This window comes from Streptomyces niveiscabiei, from assembly GCF_001419795.1.
Classification (GTDB): domain Bacteria; phylum Actinomycetota; class Actinomycetes; order Streptomycetales; family Streptomycetaceae; genus Streptomyces; species Streptomyces niveiscabiei.
On the sequence record NZ_LIRL01000789.1, the window covers coordinates 1 to 12,188 of the forward strand.

The following is a 12,188-nucleotide window of genomic DNA, read 5'->3' on the forward strand; positions in this document are numbered from 1 at the left end:
GCCCCACCCCCCACACCCCGGCGGCGACAGAAACGAGCAGCAACGGCTCCCACAACTGCCGCCGCAGCCACTCCACCCAGAACCGCGCCTCCAGCCGCAGCAGCTCGCCCCACGGCCGCGCCCGGTCGGGATACGCGAAATGCCCGGTCAGCAGATCCTGGACGCTCTCGGAGGCCGACGGAAAGTGCAGCACCCGGGCCAGCAGCACCACCCCCAGCACCCCACCGAGACCCACGCCCGCGATCGCGCCCACCCCACGCCGGGGCCGCAACAGACGGAAACCGGTTGCAGCAACAACGAGGCACACCGCGAGGAACAGCGCCTGCGAGTGCTTGACGGCGAACAACGCGGCCAGCGCGAAGCCGATCAGACAGACACCGGCCTCGACCCGCCCACGCTCCACGACCAGCGCGCATCCCCACAACGCCGTCAGCGTGAGCGCCAGCATCAGCCCCTCGGCCATCGGCCGCATCGCGGTCGTCCCGACCGGCAGGACGTAGTACAGGACCTGCCCGGTCAGGCACGCGGCAGGCGGCGCACGCAGCGTCCGCAGGATCAGGAAGACCAGCACCCCACCGAGCACGGCGACGCTCACACTCGCCGCCCACACCCCCCACGTCACCCCGAACACCACGAGGAACGGCACGAGATACGCCGGATAGCCGGGCCGAGCCTCGAAGATCCGCATGAACCGGGCGGACGCGAACGGCACGGTACGGCCCGCGACTTGACCGCCCCGAAGCCGCGCCTCGACCGCCCGCCACTCCTTCGCCCGGCAAGCGGCGACAACTCGCGTACGAGGACCGGGTTCACGGAACCGCGTGACATCAACACCCTGCCGCCGGGCGGCGATCGACCCCCGCCCCGCGCACACGTAGTCGATCGTCGCCGAGGCCGCCGCCCGCTTGCCGTCGCCGCGCAACGACAGCGCGTACGACAGGTAGTTCTTGGAGTCGGGCGTGTCCCGCCCGGTCACGCCCGCGAGTTGACACACGGCGAACAGCGCCCCCAGCACGAGCACCCACGCCCGAACCCTCACCCGCCCGCCGCCGGCTCGCCGAGCAGCAGGGTCCGTACGACGCGCTCGGCGGCATGTCCGTCGTCGAACGCGCAGAACCGCGCCCTGAACTCCTTGCGCAGCAGGGCGGATTCCTCGTCCCGCCAGCGCCCCGAGGCGAACAGCTCCGCCAACTCCGCCTGGCTGTACGTGACATGGCCGGGCGGCTCGGCGGCGACGTCGAAGTACAGTCCCCGCGCGGCGGTGTACGTGGCGAGGTCGTCGGCGTGCACGACGATCGGCCGGTCCAGGTTGGCGTAGTCGAACATCAGGGCCGAGTAGTCGGTGACGAGGACGTCGGACGCCAACATGACGTCCTCCACGTGGAGTTCGTCCGTCGCGTCGACCAGCACCCCGCGCCGGTGCAGCTCCGTGAGCCCCAGCCCGCGCACGGGCCCCGCCGCGAGCGAGGGGTGCAGCCGTACGACGAGGGTGTGGCCCGCGCCGAGCCCGGCGGCGAACCGGGCGAGGTCGATCCGGTCGACGTGCCCGCCCCGGACGTGGTCGCGGCGGGTCGGCGCGTACAGGACGACGGTGTCCCCGGCGGGGATGCCGAGCCGCTCGCGCACCTCAACTCCCCTGTCGGGGGAGGCGGTTACCAGGACGTCGTTGCGCGGGCTGCCGGTGCGCGCCGACGCGAAGTGGCACGGGTAAGCCCGCTCCCACACCAGCTCCGAGTGCGGATTGGCGACCAGGCTGTGGTCCCAGCGGTCGGCCTGGCGCAGCATGCGCGGTACGTCGATCCCGTAGCGGGCGCCGGGTTTGGTGAGGAGGTCGGCGCCCATGTACTTGAGCGGGGTGCCCTGGTGGGTGTGGATGTGCGTGCTCCCGGGACGCTTCACGAGCCCCCCGGGCCAGGTGACGTTGTTGACGAAGTACGAGGCACTGGCCGCGAGTCGGCGGTAGGCGCGGGAGTCGGGCAGGACGCGTTCCACGTCCTCGGGCACGCGCGTCGCGTCGTCCCGGACGACCCACACGCCGCGCAACTGCGGGGCGATCTCGCGCGCCTTGGAGTAGATCGCGGCAGGGTCGCCGAGCACGCCCCGGTGTGAAAACGCCGAGTACAGCACCAAGTTGGGATCGAGGGGCCGGTTCAGGCGGGCCCTGGCGGCGGTCCGGCGAGCGCGGGGCACGGCCGCCTCGCGCAGCCGCTTCCGGACGCCCTCCATGCGCTGCCGGGCCAGATAGGCCGGCCAACTTCCGTACAGCACCCGCAGGTTCGGCGGAATCGATTCCTCGCCCGGCCGGTGCGTACGGAACAGTTCGGCCGTACGGCGGAAGAACTCGGCCTTGTCGGCGGGCGGGAGCCGGTTCGGTCTGCCGAGGATGTCGAGGCAGTGCTCGCCCAGCTTGCGGTGCAGGAACGGGCGCCAACTCGCCAGCTCCGGGCGGGAGTCGAGGAAGGCGAAGACCCGGCCGTACTGCTCGTGGATCTCGAAGTGGCGGCGGCTCGTGGTGGACAGGATGCTGCCCTGGCGGCGCTGGCGGTAGAACACGCAGACGCGGTCGAGCAGCGCGATCCGCTCGGCGCTGAACATGACCGGGAACGTCCACGGCGTGTCCTCGTAGTAGCCCGGCGGGAACGCGAAGCCGTGCCGCTCGACGAAGTCGCGGCGCTGCACCTTGTTCCACGCGACCATCATCAGGTCGAGGACTTCGGGGAGTTGGGACGCCGAGAACACCTCGTCCGTCCTCGCCAGCACGTGCGCGAGAACGTTCCGGCGGACCCCGCCCCACCAGTAGGAGCGCGCGTAGTCGAAGACCAGGACGTCCGGATCGCCGCTCTCCGCGAGCCGGTCCGCGATCGCCGCGAGCGCGCCCGGCGTGAGCGTGTCGTCGCTGTCGAGGAAGAACAGGTAGTCGCCGCGCGCCTGCGCCATACCGGCGTTGCGCGCGGGGCCGAGGCCGGCGTTCTCCGGCAGGTGCAGCACCCGCACCCGCTCGTCGCGCGCCGCGTACTCGTCGAGGATCCGCCCGCTGTCGTCCGGCGAGCAGTCGTCGACGGCGATCACCTCGAAGTCCGAGAACGACTGCGTGAGCAGCGAGTCCAGACACTCGCGCAGGAAACTCTGGACGTCGAAACAGGGCACGACGACGCTGAAACGCGGCACGTCAACTCCTTGTGGACGAGGACGACGAGCCGGACAGGGCTGCCGAGTCGGACGGGACCGGTGAGCCGGGCGACGCCGCCGGCGCCGGCGTGCGCTCCGCGAGCGGGACCACCGGCGGCAACGCCTCGGGCGGCTCCCCGAGCAACACCCGCCGTACGACCCGCTCGGCGGCCATCCCGTCGTCGAACTCGCAGAACCGGGACCGGAATTCGGCCCGCAACTCGGCCGACTCCCTTGACAGGTACGCCTTTTCGGCGAAGATCCGCCCCAGTTCCTCCGGCGTCCGCGCCACCGGACCCGGCGGTGCCCCCGGCAGGTCGAGGTACACGCCCCTGGTCTCGGCGTACACCTCCCAGTCGGGCACGTACACCACGATCGGCCGGTCCAGGTTGGCGTAGTCGAACATGATCGAGGAGTAGTCCGTCACCAACACGTCGGCGGCCAGGCAGACTTCCTCGGCCGACGGATGCCCGGTCACGTCGATCACCCGCCCGGCGCCGAGCCGCCGTCCCCGGTCGTAGTAGTAGTGCGCGCGCAGCAGGACGACGACGTCGTCACCGGCCGCAGCGCAGAACTCGGCGAGATCCAGGCCGGTTTCGAAGCCGGAGCGGTAGTCACGGTACGTCGGGGCGTACAGGACGGCCGTCTTGTCGTCCGGGACGCCCAACGTCCGTCTGATCGCGGCGACTTCGGAGGCGGTGGCCGTGTAGAAGACGTCGTTGCGCGGATAGCCGTACTCCAACTGCTCGTACGTACCGGGGAAGGCGCGCTCCCAGACCTGGGTGGAGTGGCTGTTGGCGGAGAGGTTGAAGTCCCAGCGGTCCACCTTGCGCATCAGGGTGGTGTAGCTGCCGGTGACCGAGGCGACCACCGGGTACCTCGCCTGGTCGACACCCATCGTCTTCAGAGGGGTGCCGTGCTGGGTCTGGAGGTGGACACTGCCCTCGCGTTTCACCACGGCAGCCGGGAAGTTGGCGTTGTTGACCAGGTAGGTGGCGGTGGCCAGCAGCTCCGTGGCGCGCCGGCCGCCGAGCGTCGCGTGCTCGACGCCCTCGGGGACGGTGTGCTCCCGGCCGGGCTCGACGAGGAACACCGACCTGATGTGCGGGGCGAGTTGACGGGCCTTGGCGTGGATGGCGGACGGGTTGCAGGTGTAGCCGCGCCCCCAATAAGCGCAGTACACCGCGAGGTTGGGATCCAGAGGGAGCTTGAGGGGCGACGGTGTCCGGCGGGGGAGGGCGAACGTCCCCGCCTTGCGGTGCCCCCGCCGCAGCGCCCGGAACAGCGTGAACGCGCCTGCCGCCAGCAGCAGATGCTGCACCCCGAGACTCCCGCCCGGCCTGCGGAACCCGGCGGGCCGGTAGCGCCGGTACATCCGCCCCGCCCGCCGGAAGAACGCCCGCCTGCGCCACCCCGCCAACCGGCCGGGATGCGCGGCGGTCTTGAGGACAGCGGCGAAGAGCTGCTCGAACAGCGGCCCCAACCGCTCGGCAGGGAGCTTCAGTTGCACTGCCCGCCACAGCACCAGCTCGGCCCGGTCGAGGAGTTGCAGGTGATGCTCACCCGGCAGGTTCAGCCGCCCGCCCTGCCGTCGCAGCAGATGCCGCACGACGACCTTCCGCAGCACCGCCACCCGCTCGGCATGCAGAGCCACCAGCCCACCGAACCCGACGTCGACGAAGTAGCCGTCAGGGAAGGTGATCTGATGCTCGCTCAGAAACCTCCGCCGGTACACCGCACTCCACGCCGGGACCTGTGCGCCGGTGAGGTGCGGAGCCTGCGCGGGTGCGAACACCCCTTTCGGCGCCCGGAGTCCGGCGGTCGGGTTGGTCGGCTCGCCCTCCCACCAGGGCAGCCGTTCGTGCTCGACATGCAGGACGTCCAGCTCGCCCGTCTCCTTCAGCCGCGCGGCCACGGCGGTGAGCGCGTCCGGCGCCAACTGGTCGTCCCCGTCGAGGAACAGGACGTACGCGCCCCGCGCCCGCAGCAGACCCGTGTTGCGGGCCCCGGCCAGACCGGCATCAGGCGGGGAGTGCACCGGGACGATCCGGGCGTCCCGCTCGGCGTACCCGGCGACCACGGCAGCCGCCGGGCAGTCGGGGCCGTCGCAGACCGGGATCAGCTCGAAGTCCCAGAAGCGCTGGGCGAGTACGGAGTCCAGCGCGAGGGCGAGCCGGCCCGCGACGCCGTGGGACGGGACGATGACGCTGAAGCGGGGCATGCGGGTCCTTCTGTGCTGCGGTCTCACCGAACTGTGCGACAGCTGTGCCGGCTTGGGCTGCGGTCGTACCGATGCCGACCGAGCCCCCGGCCGGCCGTCGGAGATCAACGCCCCGGAGAAGACAGGGTGTTGCTGCCCGACGGGCGTGGAATCCCCGGCCGAGCCGATGCCGCCGGCACCCGTCGGTCCAGCGGGACGACCGGCGGCAGCGCGGCGGGCTCCTCGCCCAACACCACGCGCCGCACGACGCGTTCGGCGGCGTGGCCGTCGTCGTACGGGCAGAAGCGCTCGCGGAACGCGGCACGCAGTTCGGCCGAGCGGGAACCCCGCCAGTGGCCGGTCGCGAAGATGTCGATCAGCTCGTCCTCGCTGCGCGCGACCGCGCCGGGCGGGAAGGCGCGCAGGTCGAAGTAGGTTCCCCGGGCCGCCTCGTACGCCTCCCAGTCGTCCGCGTGGACGACGATCGGGCGGTCGAGGACCGCGTAGTCGAACATGATCGACGAGTAGTCCGTGACGAGCGCGTCCGCCGCGAGGCACAGCGACTCGACGCTCGGATGGTCGGTCACGTCGATGACCCTGCCCCCGCGCGGCAGGACGTCCGGCTGCCAGTAGTGGGCGCGCGCGAGGACCGTGAACCCCTCGCCGAGCCGGGCTAGGACACGCTCCAGGTCGAGGGAGACGCGCTGCGAGCGCCGGTAGTCGCGGTGGGTGGGGGCGTAGAGGATCGCGACCGTGTCGTGCGGGATGCCGAGCGAGGCGCGGATGCGCGAGACGTCGTCCGAAGTGGCGTGCAGCAGAAGGTCGTTGCGCGGGTAGCCGGTCTCCAGCGTCTCGTAGCCGCCCGGGTAGACCCGCTCCCACGTCAGCGTCGTGTGCCGGTTCGCGGAGACCACGTAGTCCCACTTGTCGACGCCCCGCAGCAACTCCGCGAAGTCCACGTCGCGGCCGGCCGCCGGGTGGTCCTGGAGGTCGAGGCCCATGTGCTTGAGCGGGGTGCCGTGCTGGGTCTGCACGAAGACCTGGCCGGGCCGTTTGACGAGCCTGCGGTCGAAGTTGACGTTGTTCACCAGGTACTTGGAGCGGGCGAGCGCCGTCCAGTAGGCGGCCGTGCCGGGGGCGATCCGGCGCGGTCCCGCCGGAATCGTGTGCTGGTAGGGCGAGTTGGCGATCCACGTCGTACGGATGTGGGGCGCGAAGACCCGGAACGCGGACTCCAGCGCGCCCGGGTTGCAGCCGTAGCCGCGCCCCCAATAGGCCGAGAACACCGCCGAGTCGGCGCGCAGCGGCAGCTTCAGCTGGATGCGGTAGTGGAGCTGGAGGAGCGCCGCCCGCAGTGCGCGCCTGGCCCGCGCCGAGAGGGTGCGGGTACGGCCGCGCAGGGCCATCGCCGACTGGACGGCGCGGTAGGTGCGGTGCAGGCCGAAGTGGACCAGGGCGTGGCGCAGCCGGGAGCGCAGCGGGATCTTGGCGCCGGGGACCCGGTAACGGCGGTAGTACGTACGGGCGTTGCGCAGGAACTCGGCGCGGGCGTCCTGGGGGAGGCGGCCCGGGCGGGTGAACACCGTGGAGAGGTGGTCGACCATGCGGCGGAACAACACCGGCCGCCAGCGCGCGAGTTGGGGGCGCTGGTCGATGAACGCGAAGACGCGGTCGTACTGGTCGAAGACGTCGAAGTGCTTGCGGCTCGTCGTGGAGAGGATGTTGCCCTGCCGGCGCTTGCGGTAGTGCACGCAGACCCGGTCCAGCGTCGCGATCGACCCGGCCGCCATCAGGGCCGGGTACGTCCAGGGCGTGTCCTCGTAGTAGCCCGGCGGGAAGGTGAGGCCCTCGCGGGCGGCGAAGTCGCGGCGTACCGCCTTGTTCCAGGCGACCATCAGGACGCGCAGCAAGCCCGGCCGGTCCGCCAACTGGAAGGGCGCCGGGCCGAGTTCGGTGAGCTGCCCGGCGAACCGGTCGCGCTCGCGCTCACCGCTCCAGTGGACGCTCGCGTAGTCGTAGACCAGGACCTCCGGCTCGCCCGTCTCCGTCAGCCGGTCGGCGATGGCCCGCAGCGCGTCCGGAGTGAGGGTGTCGTCCCCGTCGAGGAAGACCAGATAGTCGCCGGACGCCCGCGCGATCCCCGCGTTGCGGGCCGCGCCGAGACCGGCGTTCTCCGGCAGCCGCAGCGCGCTCACCCGGGCGTCGCGGGCCGCGAACTCCTCGATGATCTCGCCGCAGGCGTCCGGCGAACCGTCGTCCACGGCGATCAGCTCGAAGTCCCGGTACGACTGGGACAGTACGGATGCGAGGCACTCGTGGAGGTACGCCTGGACCTTGTACGCGGGGACGATGACACTGAACCTGGGCAAGGGGGACATCCATGGGTCGGCGCGGGCGTTCTGCCCGGCAACGCGGCCCGACGTGCGATGGTTACGCAGGGTTACGACATCTGGGGGACGCGCCCCACCCGAACGCCGCACTCGAACGGCCGGACGCGCCCCCGGGACGGCCTACTTCACCGCCCCCGCCATCACCCCCGACACGAACTGCCGCTGGAACGCGAAGAACACGACCAGCGGGATCACCATCGAGATGAACGCGCCCGGCGCCAGCACGTCGATGTTGTTGCCGAACTGCCTCACCTGCGTCTGGAGCGCGACCGTGATCGGCTGGCTGTCGGCGTCCGTGAAGACCAGCGCGATCAGCATGTCGTTCCACACCCACAGGAACTGGAAGATGCCGAGACTCGCGATCGCCGGCCCCCCCAGCGGCAGCACGACCCGTGCGAACAACCGGAGTTCACCCGCGCCGTCCAGCCGCGCGGCCTCCAGCAGCTCACGCGGGATCTCCGCGAAGAAGTTGCGCAGCAGGAACACCGCGAACGGCAGCCCGAACCCGGTGTGGAACAGGATCACCCCGAACACCGACCCGAACAGCCCCAGTTTCCCGAAGAGTTCGGCGATCGGGATCAGCGCCACCTGCACGGGCACGACCAACAGGCCCACCACGCCCAGGAACCACCAGTCCCGCCCCGGGAACTCCATCCACGCGAACGCGTACCCGGCGAGCGCCCCGATGACGACGACCAGCACGGTCGCCGGCACCGTGATCAGCACGGTGTTGAGGATCGAGTTCGTGATGTCGCTGTTCTCCAGCAGCTTCTCGTAGCTGGAGAAGGTGAGTTGGGAGGGTTCCTCGAACACCTTCCACCAGCCGCTCGCGCTCATCTCCTCCGGCGCCCGCAGCGACGACAGCAGCAGCCCGATCGTCGGCACGAGCCAGAACAGCCCGACGACGATCAGAAAGACGCGTACGACACCGCTGTTGACCTTCTCGACCAGCTTCGCGATCACCGCCGCACCTCCCGCCGCAGCCGCCGTACGTTGAACCACATCACCGGGATGACGAGCAGCAGCAGGAACACCGCGATGGCGCTCGCCACGCCCGGCTGGTCCTCGGAGAAGCCCTTGCGGTACAGCTCCAGCGCGAGGACGTTCGCGTCGTCCTGCGAGGAGCCCGGCGCGATGATGAACACCAGGTCGAACACCTTCAGCACGTTGATCATCAGCGTGACGGTGACGACCGCGAGCACCGGCGCGAGCATCGGTACGGTGATCCGCCGGAACACCTGCCACTCGTTGGCCCCGTCCACGCGCGCCGCCTCCAGCAACTCCCGTGGCACACCCGCGAGTCCGGCCGCGATGAGGACCATCGCGAACCCGGCCCACATCCAGATGTACGAGCCGATGATCGCCGGGGTCACCAACGACGGGCCCAGCCAGTCGAGTCCGTTGTACGCCTCCTTGAAGTTGCTCGCCGGAAGCCGGAGTTGAGCGCCGTCGGCGGAGGCCGGCAGCGTGAACGAGCCGTCGTCCCCGGCCTTCGTGGAGGCGACGACCTTGCCGTCCTTCACCGCCTCGATCTTCATGCCGGCGTACCCCAACTCCGAGGCGTCCGGCTGCCCGAGGCGTCCGACGCCCTTGCCGCGGGTGAAGTCCTGCCAGGCGGTGCCGGTGATCTCGCCCTGCGCCGACGGCTTGAGAACGGCCGCCTTCGCGTCGTCCGGCATCTGGTCGGGAGCCACCCCGACCAGCGGCAGAGTGACCGGAGTGCTCGCCTGCACAGGGGACTTGGTGATGAACCCGCCGCCGTCCGCGACCAGCGGCGAGTTCCGTCCCGGGTGCGCCTTCGGGAACGCGGAGGACTGCGCGAACGTGTCGTGCACCCCCACCCAGACCGCGTTCGCGACCCCCTTGTCCGGGTCCTGGTCGTACACCAGCCGGAAGATGATCCCGGCGGCCAGCATCGAGATCGCCATCGGCATGAAGACGACCAGCTTGAACGCCGTTCCCCAGCGCACCCGTTCGGTCAGCACCGCGAAGATCAGACCGAGCGCGGTCGTGAGGGTCGGCGCGAAGACCACCCAGATGACGTTGTTCTTCAGGGCGGTCCGGATGCCGTCGTCCGAGAACAGGGACCGGTAGTTGTCGAAGCCGGCGAAGGAATCGCCGGACTGGTCGTAGAAACTCCTGACGACCGAGTACCCGATCGGGTACACCACGAGCGCGCCGAGCAGCACCAGGGCGGGCAGCAGGAACAGTGCCGCGACCGTTCTCCTGGTGCCGGTCACGCTCTTCCTCGGCGATGGGGCGGGCTGCGCCGTCACCGCGTCAATTCCCGTAGGCAGCGGCGGCGTTCGCTTCGAGCTTCGCCTGCGCCCCCGCCACGTCGGTGGGTTTCATCAGGAAGTCCTGGAGGTCCTTCCACTCGCCCTTCCCCGGTGTCCCGCCGAACGCCTGCGGCGCCTGGTCGGACATGTCGAAACGGAAGTCGTCCCCCGCCTTGATGAGCGCCTCGGCGATGGTCCGCTGCACGTCGTTCGGGTACGCCGAGAAGGGCACGCTCTTGTTCGGCGAGAGGTAACCCCCGAGACCCGCGTGGATGGTTGCCGCGTCCGGCGAGGCGAGCCACGCCGCGAGCGCCTGCGCGCCCGGCGAGTCCTTGAAGACCACTGCCGCGTCACCGCCCGACACGACCGGCACCGTGTCGCCGACCTTCGGGAACGGGAACACCTTCGCGTCCGTACCGATCTTCGCCTTCGTCTGGCCGATGTTGACCTGCACGAAGTCGCCCTCGTAGACCATCGCCGACTTCGGCTGGTCGCCGCCGGTGAACGTCTGCGTCACCGAGTTGGGGAACTGGAGTTGCAGCGAGCCGCTCGCGCCGCCCGCCAGGTAGTCCTGTTTCCCCCAGATTTGTGCAAGCGTTTTCAGCGCGTTCGCCACGGACGGGTCCGTCCACTTGATCTCGTGCTTGGCGAGCTGGTCGTACTTCTCGGGGCCCGCCTGCGAGAGGTAGACGTTCTCGAACCAGTCGGTGAGCGGCCAGCCGTCCGCGCCGGGTACCGAGAACGGCGTAACTCCCGAGTCGTACACCGTCTGCGCGGTGGCGAGGAGTTCGGTCCACGTCTTCGGCTCGGTGGCGCCCGCGTTCTCGAAGACTTTCGCGTTGTACCAGACCAGCGATTTGTTGGCGGCCTTGTAATAGACGCCGTACTGCTTGCCGTTGACCTTGCCGATGTCCTGCCAGCCCGGCGAGTAGTTCTTCTGGACCTCCTTGAGCGCCAGGCCCGTCACCGGCTTGGCCCAGCCCTTGTCGACCGCCTGTTTGATCGCGCCCGGCTGCGGCAGCAGCGCGATGTCCGGCGGCTTGCCGCCCGCGATCTTCGATCCCAGGAAGTTGATGATCGGGTCCTGCGCCGGGACGAACGTCACCTTCGCCCCGGTCCGCTTCTCGAACTCCGCCAGCACCTTCTTGAAGTTCGCCTGCTCGCCGCCCGACCAGACGGCGGCGACCTCCAGCGTGGTGCCGTCCAGCTTCGGCAGGGTGAGACCGCTTCCCGCGCTCTCCGTCCCCTTGCTGCTCGCGCCGTCGCCCGGCTCGTCGTCGCTGCCCCCGCAGGAGGAGAGCGAGAGCGTCAGGGCTCCCGCGAGAAAGGTCGCGGCGGCTGTCTTCACGGTTCTGCTGCGCATCACTGCCCCGTTCTTCGTTCGCTGTCGAACGTCGAGCGTTGTCCCGTGGGTGTGTTGACTCGTTGGCTTGCTGACTTCGGTCCTACGGGTCTACGCCGGGTGGATGGGGTCGGCAAGAGCGCAAACGGTGTCAAGCGGGTGATTGTGACGGCGTCGTGATGACGGAGGGTGCTCTCAGGTCGCCAGCAGGGAGGGCACCTCCGCCGCCGAGACCTCCTTCGCCGCCCGCTCCAGCGCGCTCGCGAGGAGCGCCAGGTCCGTCGGCCCGTTGCCCAGCTCGCGGACGGGCCGGCGGGTCGGCGGGTCGCCCATGCGGTGCCACTCCAGGGGAGTGACGGTCGGCCGCAGCGTCGCCGTGCGCGGGATACGGCCGGTGACCCTGCCGCCCTGGAACGGCGCCGTACGGCCGTCCGGCGTGCCGAGCCGCCCCCGGCCCGCCGACGGCCCGTCAGCGGCCGTCCCGGGCGCCTCCAGGACGATCCTGAGCGTCGCCCGGCGCGCGGCCTCCGACTCCGCCGTACGGCCGCCAGGACCGGCCGCCGCCACCAGGTGCACGCCGAGCCGCGCGCCCTCCCGCGCGACGGCCTCCAGCGCGCGCGTGACCGACCCCGCCGAAGGGCGGCCGGGGGAGCCGAGGGCGGGCGAGATCAGCGCGTCCAGGTCGTCGACCACGACGATCAGGCGCGGCAGCGGGGGCGCGGCGTCCGCCTCGCGCCGGGACTTCGCCGCGTTCGGGCGCAGGCGCAGGGTGGTGCTGGGCGGGGCTTCGAGGTCGGTGGCGCCGGGGG

The 12,188-nt window shown here is 70.7% G+C and carries 7 protein-coding genes and 1 pseudogene; all 8 read right to left on the minus strand.

The features are described 5' to 3' along the window. Nucleotides 1-1,021: hypothetical protein (locus tag AOK24_RS33710; RefSeq protein ID WP_055723815.1), on the minus strand; the 1,021-nt coding region annotated here is incomplete at its 3' end. Nucleotides 1,022-1,035: 14 nt separating this feature from the next. Beyond that, entirely contained in the window at nt 1,036-3,168 is a 2,133-nt protein-coding gene (locus AOK24_RS33715; RefSeq protein WP_055723809.1) for a bifunctional glycosyltransferase/CDP-glycerol:glycerophosphate glycerophosphotransferase, read from the minus strand. A 1-nt stretch (nt 3,169) separates the two neighbouring features. After that, nucleotides 3,170-5,389, minus strand: coding sequence for a bifunctional glycosyltransferase/CDP-glycerol:glycerophosphate glycerophosphotransferase (locus tag AOK24_RS33720; RefSeq protein WP_055723810.1), 2,220 nt, complete (start codon nt 5,387-5,389; stop codon nt 3,170-3,172). 104 nt (nt 5,390-5,493) lie between these two features. Further along, a complete protein-coding gene (locus tag AOK24_RS33725; protein ID WP_055723811.1) occupies nt 5,494-7,737 on the minus strand; it encodes a bifunctional glycosyltransferase/CDP-glycerol:glycerophosphate glycerophosphotransferase in 2,244 nt (747 codons plus the stop codon). Between the two features lie 141 nt (nt 7,738-7,878). Beyond that, nucleotides 7,879-8,721, minus strand: a complete 843-nt coding sequence (locus tag AOK24_RS33730; RefSeq protein ID WP_240001451.1) for a carbohydrate ABC transporter permease — start codon at nt 8,719-8,721, stop codon at nt 7,879-7,881. Then, a complete protein-coding gene (locus AOK24_RS33735; protein ID WP_055723813.1) occupies nt 8,718-9,998 on the minus strand; it encodes a carbohydrate ABC transporter permease in 1,281 nt (426 codons plus the stop codon). Before AOK24_RS33735 ends, AOK24_RS33730 begins: the two co-directional genes overlap by 4 nt. A gap of 40 nt (nt 9,999-10,038) precedes the next feature. Beyond that, entirely contained in the window at nt 10,039-11,400 is a 1,362-nt protein-coding gene (locus AOK24_RS33740) for an ABC transporter substrate-binding protein (protein WP_055723816.1), read from the minus strand. Between the two features lie 174 nt (nt 11,401-11,574). Continuing rightward, nucleotides 11,575-12,188 (minus strand): annotated as a pseudogene (locus AOK24_RS33745) (cell division protein FtsK); the annotation flags it as partial.

What these genes read in the sequence shown, in the direction of transcription:
- AOK24_RS33720 (WP_055723810.1), bottom strand. Translation starts at nt 5,389, where the DNA reads ATGCCCCGCTTCAGCGTCATCGTCCCGTCCCACGGCGTCGCGGGCCGG.
- AOK24_RS33740 (WP_055723816.1), bottom strand. Translation starts at nt 11,400, where the DNA reads ATGCGCAGCAGAACCGTGAAGACAGCCGCCGCGACCTTTCTCGCGGGA.